At 71.6% G+C, this 16,362-nt stretch carries 18 protein-coding genes; all 18 read left to right on the forward strand.

Annotation, left to right across the window (positions count from 1 at the left end; translation table 11 throughout):
• The coding region (locus JWN97_RS12755; RefSeq protein ID WP_297623098.1) for a DALR anticodon-binding domain-containing protein at positions 1 to 712 on the forward strand (712 nt) is incomplete at its 5' end.
• Between the two features lie 3 nt (positions 713 to 715).
• Complete coding sequence (gene lysA, locus JWN97_RS12760) at positions 716 to 2,119, forward strand: diaminopimelate decarboxylase (protein ID WP_297623100.1); 1,404 nt, start codon at positions 716 to 718, stop codon at positions 2,117 to 2,119.
• Positions 2,116 to 3,420 carry a homoserine dehydrogenase gene (locus JWN97_RS12765; protein WP_297623102.1) on the forward strand — a complete coding sequence of 435 codons (1,305 nt, stop codon included), beginning with the start codon at positions 2,116 to 2,118 and terminating at the stop codon, positions 3,418 to 3,420. The genes lysA and JWN97_RS12765 overlap by 4 nt, the downstream gene beginning before the upstream one ends.
• Complete coding sequence (gene thrC, locus JWN97_RS12770) at positions 3,420 to 4,487, forward strand: threonine synthase (RefSeq protein ID WP_297623104.1); 1,068 nt, start codon at positions 3,420 to 3,422, stop codon at positions 4,485 to 4,487. Before JWN97_RS12765 ends, thrC begins: the two co-directional genes overlap by 1 nt.
• Positions 4,488 to 4,489: 2 nt before the next feature.
• On the forward strand, positions 4,490 to 5,389 hold the full coding sequence (gene thrB / locus JWN97_RS12775) for a homoserine kinase (RefSeq protein WP_297623105.1): 900 nt from the start codon (positions 4,490 to 4,492) through the stop codon (positions 5,387 to 5,389).
• A 127-nt stretch (positions 5,390 to 5,516) separates the two neighbouring features.
• Complete coding sequence (rho, locus tag JWN97_RS12780) at positions 5,517 to 7,358, forward strand: transcription termination factor Rho (RefSeq protein WP_297623106.1); 1,842 nt, start codon at positions 5,517 to 5,519, stop codon at positions 7,356 to 7,358.
• A 144-nt stretch (positions 7,359 to 7,502) separates the two neighbouring features.
• Positions 7,503 to 7,736: a 50S ribosomal protein L31 gene (gene rpmE / locus JWN97_RS12785; protein ID WP_297623107.1), complete on the forward strand. Its 234-nt coding sequence runs from the start codon at positions 7,503 to 7,505 to the stop codon at positions 7,734 to 7,736.
• A gap of 87 nt (positions 7,737 to 7,823) precedes the next feature.
• Entirely contained in the window at positions 7,824 to 8,897 is a 1,074-nt protein-coding gene (prfA, locus tag JWN97_RS12790; protein ID WP_297623108.1) for a peptide chain release factor 1, read from the forward strand.
• Positions 8,897 to 9,736, forward strand: a complete 840-nt coding sequence (prmC, locus tag JWN97_RS12795; RefSeq protein ID WP_297623109.1) for a peptide chain release factor N(5)-glutamine methyltransferase — start codon at positions 8,897 to 8,899, stop codon at positions 9,734 to 9,736. The genes prfA and prmC overlap by 1 nt, the downstream gene beginning before the upstream one ends.
• Positions 9,733 to 10,398 (forward strand): L-threonylcarbamoyladenylate synthase, encoded by a 666-nt coding sequence (locus tag JWN97_RS12800; protein ID WP_297623110.1) that lies wholly within the window; start codon positions 9,733 to 9,735, stop codon positions 10,396 to 10,398. The genes prmC and JWN97_RS12800 overlap by 4 nt, the downstream gene beginning before the upstream one ends.
• An 8-nt stretch (positions 10,399 to 10,406) precedes the next feature.
• Positions 10,407 to 11,645, forward strand: coding sequence for an MraY family glycosyltransferase (locus tag JWN97_RS12805; RefSeq protein WP_297623111.1), 1,239 nt, complete (start codon positions 10,407 to 10,409; stop codon positions 11,643 to 11,645).
• Positions 11,646 to 11,720: 75 nt separating this feature from the next.
• Complete coding sequence (locus JWN97_RS12810) at positions 11,721 to 12,200, forward strand: hypothetical protein (protein WP_297623112.1); 480 nt, start codon at positions 11,721 to 11,723, stop codon at positions 12,198 to 12,200.
• Between the two features lie 29 nt (positions 12,201 to 12,229).
• The gene (locus tag JWN97_RS12815) at positions 12,230 to 12,454 is read left to right on the forward strand and encodes an AtpZ/AtpI family protein (protein WP_297623113.1); all 225 of its coding nucleotides are present in this window, start codon (positions 12,230 to 12,232) and stop codon (positions 12,452 to 12,454) included.
• Positions 12,455 to 12,466: 12 nt separating this feature from the next.
• A complete protein-coding gene (atpB, locus tag JWN97_RS12820) occupies positions 12,467 to 13,264 on the forward strand; it encodes a F0F1 ATP synthase subunit A (protein ID WP_297623114.1) in 798 nt (265 codons plus the stop codon).
• Positions 13,265 to 13,370: 106 nt separating this feature from the next.
• Positions 13,371 to 13,559: an ATP synthase F0 subunit C gene (atpE, locus tag JWN97_RS12825; RefSeq protein WP_207208869.1), complete on the forward strand. Its 189-nt coding sequence runs from the start codon at positions 13,371 to 13,373 to the stop codon at positions 13,557 to 13,559.
• Positions 13,560 to 13,590: 31 nt separating this feature from the next.
• Positions 13,591 to 14,172 (forward strand): F0F1 ATP synthase subunit B, encoded by a 582-nt coding sequence (locus JWN97_RS12830; RefSeq protein WP_297623115.1) that lies wholly within the window; start codon positions 13,591 to 13,593, stop codon positions 14,170 to 14,172.
• A complete protein-coding gene (locus JWN97_RS12835) occupies positions 14,172 to 14,966 on the forward strand; it encodes a F0F1 ATP synthase subunit delta (RefSeq protein ID WP_297623116.1) in 795 nt (264 codons plus the stop codon). The genes JWN97_RS12830 and JWN97_RS12835 overlap by 1 nt, the downstream gene beginning before the upstream one ends.
• Positions 14,967 to 15,023: 57 nt before the next feature.
• Positions 15,024 to 16,362 (forward strand): F0F1 ATP synthase subunit alpha (gene atpA / locus JWN97_RS12840; protein ID WP_297623117.1); only part of this gene is annotated, 1,339 nt, incomplete at its 3' end.

Here is a 16,362-nt window from a genome sequence, read left to right on the forward strand (position 1 = left end):
CTACTACCTCGACAAGCGCGAGCGCGGCTTCGACCGCTGCTTCATCATGCTCGGCGCCGACCACCACGGCTACGTCGGCCGGATGAACGCCATGTGCGCGGCCTTCGGCGACGAGCCGGGCAAGAACCTCGAGATCCTGATCGGACAGATGGTCAACCTGCTCCGCGACGGCGAGCCGGTGCGGATGTCCAAGCGCAACGGCACGGTCGTGTCGATCGACGACCTCGTGGACGCGATCGGTGTCGACGCCAGCCGCTACGCCCTGGCGCGCTACCACTCCGACTCGCCCATCGACATCGACCTCGACCTGTGGGCCAAGGCGACCAACGACAACCCCGTCTTCACGGTGCAGTACGCCCACGCCCGGGTCGCGAGCCTGCTGCGCAACGCGGCCGACCTCGGCATCGAGGCCGAGTCCCACCCCGAGCTGCTCACCCACGAGAAGGAGGGCGAGCTGCTCCGCGCGCTGGCGGAGTTCCCGCGGGTCGTCAAGGCGGCCGCCGAGCTGCGCGAGCCGCACCGGGTCGCGCGCTACCTCGAGGAGCTCGCCGGCACCTACCACCGGTTCTACGACAGCTGCCGGGTGCTGCCGCGCGGTGATGAGGAGACCGGCGACCTCCACCGGGCGAGGCTGATGCTCGTCGACGCGACCCGGGTGGTGCTCGGAAACGGCCTGTTCCTGCTCGGGGTCTCCGCCCCCGAGCGGATGTGAGTCGTGCCCACCTCCCACCCGTCCGGCTGGGCGCACGCCGACGGCGCCCTGCGCGGCCCGTCGTGGCTGCGTGAGCCGAGCGACCCCAACGAGCTCGTCGCGCCGCTCTGGTCGCAGACGGCCACCAAGACCGACGGCGTCCTGTCCGTCGGGGGCGTGGCACTGCCCGAGCTGGTCCGCGAGCACGGCTCCCCGGCGTACGTCCTGGACGAGGCCGACTTCCGCGCGCGGGCCCGTGCCTTCCGCGACGCCTTCTCCTCCTACGACGTCTACTACGCCGGCAAGGCCTTCCTCTGCACGACCGTCGTGCGCTGGCTGGCCGAGGAGGGGCTCTCGCTCGACGTCTGCTCCGGCGGCGAGCTGCTCGTCGCCGAGCGGGCCGGCTTCCCCATGGAGCGCATCGGGTTCCATGGCAACAACAAGAGCCTCCGCGAGCTCGAGCGTGCCGTCGAGCTCGGGGTCGGGCGGATCATCGTCGACTCGTTCGACGAGATCGAGCGCCTCACCGCGGTCGCTCGCGAGCGGGGGCGCACCACCGGCGTGATGATCCGCGTGACCGCGGGCGTCGAGGCCCACACCCACGAGTACATCGCGACCGCCCACGAGGACCAGAAGTTCGGTTTCTCCATCGCGAGCGGTGACGCCCTGCGGGCGGTACGTGTGGTGCACGAGGCCCCCGAGCTGCAGCTGCTGGGCCTGCACTCCCACATCGGCAGCCAGATCTTCGACACCTCCGGCTTCGAGGTGGCAGCACGCCGCGTGCTCGCGCTCCACGCCACCGTGGGCGAGGAGATCGGCGTCGAGATGCCCGAGATGGACCTCGGCGGAGGCTTCGGCATCGCCTACACGACCCAGGACGATCCCTCCGACCCCGCGCAGCTCGCCACCGAGATGACCAAGATCGTCGAGCACGAGTGCCGCGCGCTGGGGATCGCCGAGCCACGGCTCTCGATCGAGCCCGGCCGCGCGATCGTCGGACCCGCGATGTGCACCGTCTACGATGTGGGCACCGTGAAGCAGGTGGCCCTCGACGGCGGCGTCGTGCGGACCTACGTCTCGGTCGACGGCGGCATGAGCGACAACATCCGCACCGCCCTCTACGACGCCGACTACTCCGCGACGCTCGCCTCGCGCGCCTCCGCGTCCCCGCCCGTCCTGTCGAGGATCGTGGGCAAGCACTGCGAGGCCGGCGACATCGTGGTCAAGGACGAGTTCCTGCCCGGCGACGTACGTCCCGGCGACCTGCTGGCGGTGCCGGGCACCGGTGCCTACTGCAGATCCATGGCCTCCAACTACAACCACGCGCTGCGTCCTCCGGTGATCGGAGTTCGGGACGGGAAGACTTTCACCGTGCTGCGACGAGAGACTGAGGCCGACCTGTTGGCGAGCGATGTGGGTGTCTCATGAACGAGCGCAGTGACAAGCGCGCACTCAAGGTGGCGGTGCTGGGCTGTGGCGCGGTCGGCTCCCAGGTGGTGCGGCTGCTGAGCGAGCAGCGTGACGACCTGGCCGCCCGGGTGGGTGCGCCGGTCGAGCTGGTCGGCGTCGCCGTACGCCGGCTGGACGCGCCGCGCGACATCGAGGTCCCCGACGGCGTGCTCACCACCGACGCGGCCGGGCTGGTGGCCCGCGACGACGTGGACGTGGTGGTGGAGGTGATCGGCGGCATCGAGCCGGCCCGCTCCCTGATCCTCTCCGCCCTCGAGCACGGCGCGAGCGTCGTCACGGCCAACAAGGCGCTGCTGGCCGAGGACGGCCCGACCCTCTTCGAGGCGGCCGCCAAGGCGGAGCGCGACCTCTACTACGAGGCGGCCGTGGCTGGCGCCATCCCGATCCTGCGGCCGCTGCGCGAGTCGCTGGCCGGCGACAAGGTCACCCGGGTGCTCGGCATCGTCAACGGCACCACCAACTTCATCCTCGACAAGATGGACACCTCGGGCGCGGGCTTCTCCGAGGCGCTGGAGGAGGCCCAGGAGCTCGGCTACGCCGAGGCCGACCCGACGGCCGACGTCGAGGGCTTCGACGCCGCGGCCAAGGCGGCGATCCTGGCGAGCCTGGCCTTCCACTCCCGCGTCACTGCCTCCGACGTCTACCGCGAGGGCATCTCCGAGGTCACCGCGGCCGACGTGGCCAGCGCCCGCGACATGGGCTCGGTGGTCAAGCTGCTCGCCATCTGCGAGCTGCGGGGCGAGCACGTCGCGGCCCGCGTGCACCCGGCGATGATCCCGCGCTCGCACCCGCTCGCCAGCGTGCGCGGCGCCTACAACGCCGTGTTCGTGGAGTCCGAGGCGGCCGGCCAGCTCATGTTCTACGGTCCCGGCGCCGGTGGCGCCCCCACCGCGAGCGCAGTCCTCGGCGACCTGGTCACCGTGGCCCGCAACCGCCTCGCCGGCACCCGCGGCGCGGGGGAGTCGGCCTACGCCGACCGGGCCGTGCAGCCGATGGGGGAGACCCGCACCCGCTACCACGTCGCCATCGACGTCGACGACCGCGCGGGCGTGCTCGCCGCGGTCGCCAACGCCTTCGCCGACCACGACGTCTCGATCCAGACCGTCCGGCAGGAGGGCCGTGGGGCCGACGCCCAGCTCGTCGTCGTCTCCCACGCCGCCCCCGACGCCGCGCTGAGCGCGACCGTCGACCAGCTCCGCAACATGGACATCGTCCGCGAGGTCACCTCGGTGATGCGGGTCGAGGGAGGGGACGAGTGATGGCTCACGGTCAGTGGTTGGGCGTCATCGAGGAGTACCGCGACCTCCTCGACCTGCCCGAGGGGCTCGAGGCCGTCACCCTTCGCGAGGGGGGCACCCCGCTGGTGCACTCCGGCTGGCTGTCGGGCCTCACCGGTGGTGAGGTCTGGCTCAAGGTCGAGGCCAACAACCCGACCGGATCCTTCAAGGACCGCGGCATGACCGCCGCGATCTCGGTAGCCAAGCACGAGGGTGCCGAGGCGGTCGTCTGCGCGTCGACCGGCAACACGTCGGCGTCGATGGCGGCCTACGCCGCCAAGGCCGGCCTGAAGCCGCTCGTCCTCATCCCCGAGGGCAAGATCGCCGCCGGCAAGATGGCCCAGGCCGTCGTGCACGGCGCCCAGATCATCATGGTGCGCGGCAACTTCGACCACTGCCTCGACATCGCCCGCGGCCTGGCCCGCGACTACCCGGTCGCGCTGGTCAACTCGGTCAACCCGGTCCGGCTGCAGGGCCAGAAGACCGCGTCGTTCGAGGTGTGCGACTTCCTCGGCGACGCCCCCGACTTCCACCTGCTCCCGGTCGGCAACGCCGGCAACATCGCGGCCTACTGGCTCGGCTACCAGCAGTACGCCGAGCTGGGCCGGGCCTCCCGGCGTCCGGTGATGCGCGGGTTCCAGGCCGAGGGCGCCGCCCCGCTGGTGACGGGGGAGCCGTTCCCCGACCCCGAGACCAAGGCCACGGCCATCCGGGTGGGCAACCCCGCGTCCTGGCACCTCGCCGAGATGGCCGCCAAGGAGTCCGAGGGCCGGTTCGCCGCCGTGAGCGACGCCCAGATCCTCGCCGCCCAGGCCGAGCTGGCCCGGCGCGACGGCGTCTTCGTGGAGCCCGCCTCGGCCGCCGGCATCGCCGGCCTGCTCAGCGAGCTCGCCGCGGGCGAGAGCTATGCCGGAGCGACGGTGGTCATCACGGTGACCGGGCACGGGCTGAAGGACACCGCGACCGCGCTCGAGAGCCACCGCGACTTCGTGGACACCGTCGTCGACGCCGATGTCGACGCGGCTGCTGCTGCCGCCGGTCTCGCCTGAGCATGGCCACCTTCGTCGAGGGCCCGGTGCGGGTCAGCGTGCCGGCCACGTCGGCCAACCTCGGTCCCGGCTTCGACTCACTGGGGCTCGCGCTGTCGCTGCGTGACGAGCTCGAGGCGGAGGTCCGGCCCGACGGCCTCCTCGTCGAGGTCGAGGGTGCCGGCGCCGACGGCGTACCCCGCGACGAGGCGCACCTCGTGGTGCGCGCGATGCGGGCCGCCTTCGACCTGATGGGCGCCCAGCCGCCCGGGCTGCGCCTCTCCTGCCGCAACGTCATCCCGCACGCCCGCGGCCTCGGCTCCTCGTCCGCTGCGATCGTCGCGGGGGTCGTGCTGGCGCGCGGTCTGGTCGCAGGCGGCCAGCTGCTCGCCTCCGACGAGGCACTCCTCGACCTGGCCGCCGACCTCGAGGGGCACCCCGACAACGTGGCCCCCGCGTTCTACGGCGGCTTCGTGATCTCGGGTCGCGAGGACGACCACTGGTACGCCGTCCGCGTGGGCGTCGACCCGCGGATCACCGCGGTCGCGTTCGTCCCGCCGGGCGGTGTCGAGACCACGGTGGCGCGCGGGCTGCTGCCCGCCTCCGTGCCGCACGCCGACGCGGCGGCCAACTCCGGCCGCGCCGCCCTCCTCGTGGCCGCGCTGACCGGGCAGCCCGAGCACCTCCTCGCCGCCACCCGCGACTGGCTCCACCAGGACCAGCGCGAGCCGGCGATGCCCGACACGCTCGCGCTCGTACGACGCCTGCGCGCGGACGGCGTACCCGCCGTGGTGTCGGGTGCCGGCCCCACGGTCCTGGCCTTCGGCACCGCGGACACCTCCCCCCTCACCGGGCGCTGCCCGGACGGCTGGGAGTGCCACGACCTGGTGATCGAACCCCACGGCGCGACCCTGCTAACCTGACGGCACGCCGTTCGGCGTACCCGTCCGTCCCGGCCCCCTGTTTCTCCGAGGCCGTGTGCATGGGCACCACCATCCGCCTCGCTGGCCGCTCCTCGGTCGCGGGCGACGCAACGTGCGAAGGACCCACGTGACCGAGACCCCCTCCGCTGCCCCGGCGAAGAAGCCCGCCAAGAAGGCCGCATCCACGTCGTCCGGCCTCAGCTCGATGCTGCTGGCCGACCTCAAGTCGATGGCCGCCGGACTCGGCGTCCCCGGCGCCGGGACGATGAAGAAGGCCCAGCTGGTCGACGCCATCAAGGCGACCCGGTCGGGCTCGTCCGCAGCGCCGCAGAAGACCGAGCAGCCCGAGAAGAACGAGCAGCCCGCGCAGCCCGAGAAGAACGAGCAGGCCGACCGCGCCGAGCAGCCGAGGGCCGAGGAGCCCCGCGTCGAGCAGGCTCCCGCCGAGGCGCCGGTGCAGGGCGCGGCCCAGCCGACGGTGCGCACCCGCACCCGCAAGCAGCGCCAGGCCGAGCAGGCCGCCGAGGCGCAGGCCGAGCAGTCCGCCCCGAAGCAGGACCAGAAGCAGGACCAGAAGCAGAACGAGGCCAAGCAGGACCAGAAGCAGAACGAGGCCAAGCAGGGCCAGAAGCAGGGTCAGGCCAAGCAGGACCGCAACCAGCAGCAGGACCGGCAGGACCGCAACCAGCAGCAGGACCGCCAGGACCGGCAGGACCGCCAGGACCGCAACCAGCAGGACCGTCACCAGGGCCAGAACCAGAACCAGGGCCAGAACCAGGGCCAGGACGACGACGACGATGACGAGGGCGGCAGCCGTCGCAACCGGCGTCGCCGGGGTCGCGACCGTACGGCCGTGCGCGCGGGCGGGCGCAACGAGCCCGACACCACGATCCTCGAGGACGACGTGCTGGTGCCGGCCGCCGGCATCCTCGACGTGCTCGACAACTGCGCCTTCGTGCGCACCTCGGGCTACCTCCCGGGACCCGAGGACGTCTACCTCTCCCTGTCGATGGTGCGCAAGTACCACCTCCGCCGCGGCGACGCGGTCGTCGGGCAGGTACGCCAGCCGCGCGAGGGGGAGCGCCGGGAGAAGTTCAACCCGATGGTCCGCATCGACAGCGTCAACGGCACCGAGGCCGAGGGTGCCAAGGAGCGTCCGGAGTTCGGCGAGGCGGTGCCGGTCCACCCGCACCAGCGCCTGCGTCTCGCGACCGACGACGCCAACCTGATCGGGCGCGTCATCGACATCGCCGCGCCGATCGGCAAGGGCCAGCGCGGTCTCGTCCGTACGCCGCCGCGCACGGGCGCGACGACGCTGCTTCAGTCGATCGCCCAGTCGGTCACCACCAACAACCCCGAGTGCCACGTGATGGTGGTGCTGGTCGACACCCGTCCGGAGGAGGTCACCGACTTCCAGCGCGCGGTGAAGGGCGAGGTCGTCGCCTCGACGTTCGACCGGCAGCCGGCCGACCATGCCTTGGTCGCCGAGCTGGCCATCGAGCGCGCGAAGCGGCTCGTCGAGCTCGGCCACGACGTGGTCGTCCTGCTCGACTCCCTGACCCGGCTCGGCCGCGCCTACAACCTGGCGGCCCCGGCCAACGGCCGGATCCTCGGCGGCCTGGTGGACGCCTCGGCGGTGCACCCGACCAAGGAGTTCTTCGGCGCCGCTCGCAAGCTCGAGGACGCCGGTTCGCTGACCATCCTGGCGACGGTGAGCGCCGGCACCGGCTCGGCCACCGACGAGTTCTTCCTGGAGGAGCTCGCCGGCACCGCCAACCTCGAGCTGGTCCTCAGCGCGGACCGGGCCGCCAAGGGCATCGTGCCCGCGGTGGACGTCGCCGCCTCGGGCACCCGGCACGAGGAGAAGCTGCTCGCGCCCGCCGAGGGGGCGGTGGTCGGCGACCTGCGCAAGCAGCTCGCCGCCGCGGACTCCCCGCAGGCCGTCGCCAAGGTCGTCGGCTCGCGCTGACCCCGGGGCGCGGCACGAGCTGTCCCCGGCGGGAATCTCCGGATTCGCGCCGGTGTTCATACCGGTGGCACACTTGTGCGCCGGTCCCGGTTCACGTCCTGAGCGATCCACGCGGGCGACCCGGAACACCTCGAGAGGAAACCCATGAAGAAGGACACGCACCCCGACTACGTCGAGACCGCCGTCACCTGCACCTGCGGCGCGTCGTTCACCACCCGTAGCACCGCGACCTCCGGCTCGATCCACGCCGACGTCTGCTCGCAGTGCCACCCGTTCTACACCGGCAAGCAGAAGATCCTCGACACCGGTGGCCGCGTCGCCCGCTTCGAGGCGCGCTACGCCAAGAAGGCCCCGGCCGAGAAGGCCGACAGCAAGTAGTCCACGCCAGGCGCCGGTCGCCCGCTCACCGCGGGTGGCCGGCGCCTTGTCGTCTGTCCAGCCACGGGGAAGTCGAGGAGGAGACCCATGTTCGAGGCCGTCGAAGGCATGCGCCAGGAGCACGCCGAGCTCGAGCAACGCCTGGCCCTCCCCGAGACGCACGCCGACCAGCGCCTGGCCAAGCAGCTCAACCAGCGCTACGCCGAGCTGACGGCGGTCGTCACGACCTGGCAGGACTGGCTGAGGCTCGGTGACGACATCGAGGCGGCCCGCGAGCTCGGCGCCGACGACCCCGCTTTCGCGCAGGAGGCCGAGGACCTCGCGGCCCGGCGCGAGGTCGCCAGCGAGCGGCTGCGGCGCCTCCTGGTGCCGCGCGACGCGGCCGACAGCAAGGACGCCCTGCTCGAGATCAAGTCGGGCGAGGGCGGCGAGGAGTCGGCCCTGTTCGCCGGCGACCTGCTGCGGATGTACTCCCGCTACGCCGAGGGGCGCGGCTGGAGCGTGGAGATCCTCGACGCGGCCGAGTCCGACCTCGGGGGCTTCAAGTCCGTCACGGCGGCGGTGAAGGCGCGCGGCACCGTCGAGCCCGGCCAGGCGCCGTACGCCCTGCTCAAGTTCGAGGGCGGCGTGCACCGCGTCCAGCGCGTGCCGGTCACCGAGTCGCAGGGGCGGGTGCACACGTCGGCGGCCGGTGTCCTCGTGTCGCCCGAGGCCGAGCCGGTCGACGTCACGATCGACGACAGCGACCTGCGCATCGACGTCTACCGCAGCAGCGGACCCGGGGGCCAGAGCGTCAACACGACCGACTCGGCCGTGCGCATCACCCACGTGCCCACCGGCATCGTGGCGAGCTGCCAGAACGAGAAGAGCCAGCTGCAGAACAAGGAGTCCGCGATGCGGATCCTGCGCTCCCGGCTGCTCCAGGCCGCCCAGGACGCCGCCGACAGCGAGGCCAGCGAGGCCCGTCGCTCGCAGGTCCGCACCGTCGACCGCTCCGAGCGGATCCGCACCTACAACTTCCCGGAGAACCGGATCTCCGACCACCGCACGGGCTACAAGTCCTACAACCTCGACCAGGTGCTCGACGGCGACCTTCAGCCGGTGCTCGACTCGTGCGTCGAGACCGACATGGCCGCCCGCCTGGCCGCCCTGGAGTCCTGATGCGCGCCGGCGCGGCCCGGCGGGCGGGCGCCGCCGCCCTGCAGGGGTCGGGCGTGGCCTCGCCCGAGCGCGACGCCGACCTGCTGCTCGCCCACGTGCTGGGGGTGTCGCTGGGCCGCCTCCCGCTGGTGGACGACCTGACCGACGGTGAGCAGGAGCAGTACGACGCCCTCCTGGCGCGCCGGGCCGCCCGCGAGCCGCTCCAGCACCTGACCGGTGCCGCCGCCTTCCGGCACGTCGAGCTGGCCGTCGGCCCGGGGGTCTTCGTCCCGCGCCCCGAGACCGAGCTGCTGGCGGGCTGGGCGATCGAGCACGCGCTGGCCCTGACGGCGCCCGTGGTCGTGGACCTCTGCACCGGGTCGGGCGCCATCGCCAAGGCCGTGGCCGACGAGGTGCCCGGCGCCGACGTGCACGCCGTCGAGCTCGACGAGGGGGCGCTGGCCTGGGCCGAGCGCAACCTCGCCGGGACCGGCGTCGACCTGCGCCACGGCGACCTCGCCACGGCCTTCGACGACCTCCTCGGCACGGTCGACGTCGTGGTGTGCAACCCGCCCTACATCCCGCTCGAGGCCTGGGAGTCCGTGGCCGCCGAAGCGCGTGACCACGACCCGCACCTGGCCCTGTTCTCGGGCCAGGACGGGCTCGACGCGATCCGCGTCCTCGAGCAGCGCGCGGCCCTGCTGCTGCGCCCCGGGGGAGTGGTCGGCGCCGAGCACGCCGACGTCCAGGGGGAGTCGGCACCGGCCGTCTTCGCCGCCTCCGGACGCTGGGCCGACGTGGCCGACCACCGCGACCTCGCGGGGCGGGCGCGCTACCTGACCGCGCGACTGGCACGATGAGCGACGTGGACAGGCTTGCGACCTCGACGGAGGAGGAGCGGGAGGCGGCAGTGACCGCCGCCGCCGGTGCCGTACGACGCGGTGAGCTGGTGGTGATCCCCACCGACACCGTCTACGGCATCGCCGCCGACGCCTTCTCCCACGAGGCCGTCCGCAGCCTCCTCGCGGCCAAGGGCCGCGGCCGGGAGATGCCGCCGCCGGTGCTCGTCTCCGCCGCGACCACCCTCGACGCGCTCGCCGAGGGCGTGCCGCCGTGGGCCACCACCCTGGTCGAGAGGTTCTGGCCCGGCCCGCTGACTCTCGTGTGCCGCCAGCAGGGCTCGCTGATGTGGGACCTGGGGGAGACCCGCGGCACCGTCGCGGTCCGGATGCCCGACGACGAGGTGGCCCTGGCCGTCCTGGAGCGCACCGGTCCGCTCGCCGTGTCCTCGGCCAACCTCACCGGACGCCCCGCCGCCACCGACGCCGACCAGGCCGAGGCGATGCTCGGCGCCGTCGTGTCGGTGATCGTCGACGGCGGGACCTCGCCCGGCGGCGAGGCCTCGACGATCATCGACGCCACCGTCCCGGAGGGCCGGGTCCTTCGCCTGGGCGCCCTGTCGCTCGACGAGCTCAACGCGGCCATCGCGGAGCACGGCGTGGTGCTGTCGGACGAGGGCTGACGAGGCCCGTGCGGGAGTACCTCCTCGTCTTCCTGGTCGCCCTGTCGGTGACCTACCTCCTCACGGTCATCGCCCGTGAGATCGCGCTGCGCACGGGCGCGGTGGCGCCGGTGCGCGACCGCGACGTCCACGCCGAGCCGATCCCCTACCTCGGCGGCCTGGCCATGCTCGGAGGCCTCTGCGCCGCCTACTTCGTGGCCCGCGAGCTCCCGTTCCTCTCCACCAACAGCGAGGCCTTCGTCTTCAAGGACGCGGGGGTCGTGCTGCTCGCGGGGGTGCTCGTGTGCGCCGTCGGGGTCGTCGACGACATCTTCGACCTCGACGCCCTGACCAAGCTCGGGGGGCAGGTGCTCGCCGCCGGCCTGCTGGTCTCGCAGGGGGTGCGGTTCTGGTACTTCCCGGGCGCTGACGGCACCCAGTTCGCCCTCGACGACGCCCAGGGCGCGCTGCTCACCCTGGTCGTGGTCATCGGCACGATGAACGCGGTCAACTTCGTCGACGGCCTCGACGGCCTCGCTGCCGGCATCGTCGGGATCGGGGCGGCCGCCTTCTTCCTCTACTGCTACATGCTCGCGGACCAGAACAACCTGACCCTGGCCACCACCGGTGCCCTGCTCAGCGCCGCGCTGGCCGGCGCCTGCGCCGGCTTCCTGCCGCACAACTTCCACCCGGCCCGCCTGTTCATGGGCGACTCCGGGTCGATGCTCATCGGCCTCGTGCTCTCCGCCAGTGCCCTCACCCTGACCGGGCAGTTCCCCGGGATGCCGAGCACCGAGGGCAACAGCCTCTTCGTGACCGTGCTGCCCGTGCTGCTGCCGATCTCGCTGCTGATGGTGCCCATGGTCGACCTCGTCCTCGCCGTCGTACGACGCACGCGCGCGGGGCGCTCGCCGATGAGTGCCGACAAGCAGCACCTGCACCACCGACTCCTGGAGATCGGCCACTCCCAGCGCCGGGCGGTGCTGATCATGTGGTTGTGGGCCTTCACGCTCGCCGCGGGTGCCGTGCTCGTGAGCCTCTTCAAGGAGGTGTGGGTGTGGTGGAGCCTGGGGTCGATGCTGGCGCTGACGATCGCGATGACCTTCGTGCTGCCCAAGGTGCACCGCCCGCGCAAGACCGGGCTGGGCGACACCGGGCTGCCCGAGAACGCGGCCATCGAGGGTCGGGTCGAGGGGCCTGCTGAGGGGCCGGAGGAGGAGCCGGTCGAGGATCGTCGGACGTCGGGGGAGGCGCTCCCCGGGGCCTGATTGGGGCCCGCCCCAGACCTTGTGATAGTTTTCACGAGCACCGCAACTGACCTCTCCACGAGACAGGCCGCCGCCATGACGACCGAGTCGAAGCCAGGCACCAGGACCGGGTTTTCCCCGCTCCTGGGTGCGGTGGCGGCAGGCGTGGTCGCGGTGGTCGTCCTCGTGGTCGCAGCCTCGCTGACCGACGGTCGTCCGGCCGTCGTCGGAGCGGCCAGCGGGGGAGTGCTGACCCTGGTCGTGTTCGCGCTGGGCATCGCCGCGGTGGGCTTCGTCGCCCGGCTGCTGCCGGCCGCCTCGCTGCTCGTGGCCCTCCTGACCTACCTGCTCCAGCTCCTCGTGCTTGCCGTCTGCGTGATGGCCATCGAGCGCGCCGGGGTGAGCGACGACGACCTGTCGCGCGGCTGGTTCGCGGCGGGCGTCATCGCCGTCACGATGCTGTGGCTCGCGGGTCAGCTGGTCGCGGCCACCCGTCAGCGGATCCCGGCCTATGACACCACCTCGGACACTCCCGCGGCCGACGAGCGGACCGATCACCCCGGGGGTGAGCGATGACCGATTCCGCTGCTAGTGTGCGGGGCGCGATGGCTCGACAGCTTCCCCCGACGGCCGGACCCGACGACACCCCCAAGGGCGACCCCTGGCACGCCTTCGGCTACGTCGTCTCGGGTGTGGGCCTCTACGGTCTGGCTGGCTGGGTCCTCGATCGTTGGCTGGGAACGACCTTCCTCGTGGCGATCGGCATCCTCATCGGTGCCGGCTTCGGGATCTACATGACCTATGCACGGTTCAACAAGGCAAGCCAGTAGGAGACTGACTCGATGTTCGGCATCACGATGGCTGAGTCCGGCGGCGAATTCGTTGCCCCCGGCCCCAACAGCTTCGACTTCTCCGAGGTCGCGCTGTTCCATGTCGGCGACCTCGCGGTCACCAAGCCGATGGTGCAGCTGGTCCTCGGCGCGCTCGTGGTCTTCGTGTTCTTCTACGCCGCCGCCCGACGCGCCACGCTGGTGCCGGGTCGCCTCCAGTTCGCCGGCGAGAGCGCCTACGGGATGGTCCGCAACTCGATCGGCCGCGACATCATCGGCAGCCACGACTTCATCAAGTTCGTCCCCTACCTCGTGACGGTCTTCTTCTTCCTGCTGATCAACAACGCGTTCGCGTCGATCCCGGGCATCCAGTTCCCGACCTTCTCGCGTGCCTCCATGGCCTACGCGCTGGCCGCGCTGAGCTGGGTCATCTACAACGCCGTCGGCATCCACAAGCACGGCCTCGTCGGCTACCTCAAGCTGCAGAGCGTCCCGTCCGGCGTGAGCCCGTTCATGTACCCGCTCCTGGTGCCCCTGGAGTTCTTCTCCAACATCCTGGTCCGCCCGGCCACGCTGGCACTCCGTCTGTTCGCCAACATGTTCGCCGGCCACCTGCTGCTGATCCTGTTCTCGACCGGCGGGCTGTTCCTGCTGGAGTACGGCGGCATCGGCTACGTCGCCGGACCGCTCGCCTGGGTCCTCGCCATCGCGATCTCGTTCCTCGAGCTCCTGGTGCAGTTCCTCCAGGCCTACGTCTTCACCCTGCTCAACGCCATGTACATCTCCGGAGCGCTGGCCGACGAGCACTGATCCACCCGCACCACAGGCTCGACCCTTGATCTGCACCACCCCTACCTGAAGTAGCACCAACCGAAAGGAAACTGCCGTGGACGGCACTCTCAACGGCTCGCTCAACATGATCGGCTACGGCCTGGCGGCCATTGGCCCCGGTATCGGTATCGGCCTGATCTTCGCGGCCTACATCTCCGGTGTCGCCCGTCAGCCGGAGGCCCAGGGCCGCCTGCAGTCGATCGCCATCCTTGGCTTCGCGCTCGCCGAGGCGCTCGCGATCATCGGTATCGCACTCGCGTTCGTCCTCAACTGACGCTGGCCCTCCACTGACCTAGGACTGCCTCATGCAGAATCTGATCTTCCTCGCGGAAGGAACCGAGCCCACCGAGGGCGGACACGCCCCGGAGAACCCGCTCGGCTTCGTGCCCGTCGAGTTCGCCCTGTCGCTCGTCGTCTTCGGCCTGCTGCTCTTCCTCATCTGGAAGTTCGTGGCTCCTCGCTTCGAGCAGACCTTCGCCGAGCGCACCCAGGCGATCGAGGGTGGCATCGCCGCGGCCGAGACCAAGCAGGCCGAGGCCGACGCCAAGCTCGCCGAGCTGGAGAAGCAGCTCGGCGACGCCCGGCACGAGGCGGCGCGCATCCGCGAGGAGGCGCGTGAGCAGGGTGCCCAGATCGTGGCCGAGATGCGGGAGACGGCCCAGGCCGAGTCCGCGCGCATCGTCGAGCACGGCAAGGCCCAGATCGAGGCCGAGCGCCAGCAGGCGGTCACCTCGCTCCGTGCCGAGGTCGGCACCCTCGCCACCGCCCTGGCCGGTCGCATCGTCGGTGAGAGCCTGGAGGACGAGGCTCGACAGAGGCGCGTCGTCGAGCGCTTCCTCGCCGACCTGGAGGCGTCCAACGGCGCCGCGTCGGGGAGCGTCAACTGATGATGCGAGGTGCGTCCGCAGACGCCTACGCCGCGGCCGCCGCAGTGCTCCCGGGCACCGGCGACCTGGGCCGGGTGGGCCAGGACCTGTTCGGGACGGCGGACCTGTTCCGCGCCGAGCCGGGCCTGCGCCGCGTGGCCACCGACGTGTCGCTGCCCGGTGAGGCCAAGGCCGACCTGCTCCGCAGCGTGCTCGAGGGCAAGGTCACGCCCGAGGCGCTCGACGTCATCACCACAGCGGTCTCGCAGCGGTGGACGTCGGGGCGCGACCTGAGCGACGCCCTCGAGCAGCTCGGCGTGGTCGCCACGGTGCGCTCCACCGGCGGCGACGCCGGCCGTCTCGAGGACGAGGTCTTCGCGGTGGGTCGGCTCGTGCAGGCCAACCCGGAGCTGCGCGACGCGCTCTCCGACCCGGCCCGCAGCCGCGCCGACAAGGCGGCCCTGGTCCAGGGGCTGCTGGGCGACAAGGTCCTTCCCGCCACGGTGGCCCTCGTGCAGCAGGCGCTGTCCGGCAGTCACCGCACGGTGGCGGTCGCCCTGGCGGCCTACCAGAAGATCGCGGCCGAGGTCCGCGGGGAGGGAGTCGCGACCGTTCGCGTCGCCCGCCCCCTCCCCGACGCCTACCGTGAGCGGCTCGCCGGTGCGTTGGCGCGCACCTACGGTCGTGACGTGCACCTCAACGTCATCGTCGACCCCGAGGTCATCGGTGGCGTCCGTGTCGAGATCGGTGACGACGTCATCGACGGGACGGTGTCCAGCCGCCTCGACGATGCCCGGCGCAGGCTCGCCGGCTGAGCCACAACTGACATCCCAAGAACTTTTCGAGCAGACCCAGAGAACAGGTGAGATGAAATGACGGAGCTGTCCATCCGTCCGGACGAGATCCGGGACGCGCTTCAGCGCTTCGTGTCGGACTACAAGCCCGACTCGGCGGCCAAGGAAGAGGTCGGCACGGTCGCGGAGGCTGCCGACGGCATCGCCCGCGTCAGCGGCCTGCCCTCGGTCATGGCCAACGAGCTGCTCGAGTTCGAGGACGGCACGCTCGGCATCGCGCTCAACCTCGACACCCGCGAGGTCGGTGTCGTGGTCCTGGGTGACTTCGACAAGATCGAGGAGGGCCAGGTCGTGCGTCGCACGGGCGAGATCCTCTCGGTCCCCGTCGGCGACGGCTACCTCGGTCGCGTCGTCGACCCGCTCGGCACCGCGATCGACGGCCTCGGCGAGATCACCCCGCTCGAGGGTCGCCGCGCGCTGGAGCTGCAGGCTCCCGGCGTGATGGTGCGCAAGTCGGTCCACGAGCCGCTCGCCACCGGCATCAAGGCGATCGACGCCCTGACCCCGATCGGCCGCGGGCAGCGCCAGCTCATCATCGGCGACCGGTCCACCGGCAAGACCACGATCGCGATCGACACGATCATCAACCAGAAGGCCAACTGGGAGTCCGGTGACCCGGACAAGCAGGTGCGCTGCATCTACGTCGCCATCGGCCAGAAGGGCTCGACCATCGCCGCCGTGCGTGGCGCCCTCGAGGAGGCCGGCGCGCTGGAGTACACCACCATCGTGGCCTCCCCGGCGTCGGACTCGGCGGGCTTCAAGTACCTCGCCCCCTACACCGGTTCGGCCATCGGCCAGCACTGGATGTACGACGGCAAGCACGTCCTCATCGTGTTCGACGACCTGACCAAGCAGGCCGAGGCCTACCGCGCCGTGTCGCTGCTGCTGCGTCGCCCGCCGGGTCGCGAGGCCTACCCCGGTGACGTCTTCTACCTGCACAGCCGGCTCCTCGAGCGGTGCGCCAAGCTCTCCGACGAGATGGGCAAGGGCTCGATGACGGGCCTGCCGATCATCGAGACCAAGGCCAACGACGTCTCGGCGTTCATCCCGACCAACGTCATCTCGATCACGGACGGCCAGATCTTCTTGCAGTCCGACCTGTTCGCGGCCAACCAGCGCCCCGCCATCGACGTGGGTGTCTCGGTCTCGCGCGTGGGTGGTTCGGCGATGACGAAGGCGATGAAGACGGTCACCGGCTCGCTCAAGGTCGACCTGGCGCAGTTCCGCGCGATGGAGGCGTTCGCGATGTTCGCCTCCGACCTCGACGCCGCCTCGCGCCAGCAGCTCGACCGCGGCCAGCGCCTGATGGCGCTGCTCAAGCAGCCGCAGTACTCGCCCTACCCGGTCGAGGAGATGA

It is taken from the genome of Nocardioides sp. (assembly GCF_025965415.1).
Lineage (GTDB): Bacteria > Actinomycetota > Actinomycetes > Propionibacteriales > Nocardioidaceae > Nocardioides.

Excerpts from the sequence above, each read along its gene's own strand:
- atpE (WP_207208869.1), top strand. The coding sequence starts at position 13,371 with ATGATCGGCTACGGCCTGGCGGCCATTGGCCCCGGTATCGGTATCGGC.
- JWN97_RS12800 (WP_297623110.1), top strand. The coding sequence starts at position 9,733 with ATGAGCGACGTGGACAGGCTTGCGACCTCGACGGAGGAGGAGCGGGAG.
- thrB (WP_297623105.1), top strand. The coding sequence starts at position 4,490 with ATGGCCACCTTCGTCGAGGGCCCGGTGCGGGTCAGCGTGCCGGCCACG.
- prmC (WP_297623109.1), top strand. The coding sequence starts at position 8,897 with ATGCGCGCCGGCGCGGCCCGGCGGGCGGGCGCCGCCGCCCTGCAGGGG.
- JWN97_RS12815 (WP_297623113.1), top strand. The coding sequence starts at position 12,230 with ATGGCTCGACAGCTTCCCCCGACGGCCGGACCCGACGACACCCCCAAG.
- prfA (WP_297623108.1), top strand. The coding sequence starts at position 7,824 with ATGTTCGAGGCCGTCGAAGGCATGCGCCAGGAGCACGCCGAGCTCGAG.
- atpB (WP_297623114.1), top strand. The coding sequence starts at position 12,467 with ATGTTCGGCATCACGATGGCTGAGTCCGGCGGCGAATTCGTTGCCCCC.
- JWN97_RS12835 (WP_297623116.1), top strand. The coding sequence starts at position 14,172 with ATGATGCGAGGTGCGTCCGCAGACGCCTACGCCGCGGCCGCCGCAGTG.
- thrC (WP_297623104.1), top strand. The coding sequence starts at position 3,420 with ATGGCTCACGGTCAGTGGTTGGGCGTCATCGAGGAGTACCGCGACCTC.
- JWN97_RS12810 (WP_297623112.1), top strand. The coding sequence starts at position 11,721 with ATGACGACCGAGTCGAAGCCAGGCACCAGGACCGGGTTTTCCCCGCTC.
- rpmE (WP_297623107.1), top strand. The coding sequence starts at position 7,503 with ATGAAGAAGGACACGCACCCCGACTACGTCGAGACCGCCGTCACCTGC.
- JWN97_RS12830 (WP_297623115.1), top strand. The coding sequence starts at position 13,591 with ATGCAGAATCTGATCTTCCTCGCGGAAGGAACCGAGCCCACCGAGGGC.
- JWN97_RS12765 (WP_297623102.1), top strand. The coding sequence starts at position 2,116 with ATGAACGAGCGCAGTGACAAGCGCGCACTCAAGGTGGCGGTGCTGGGC.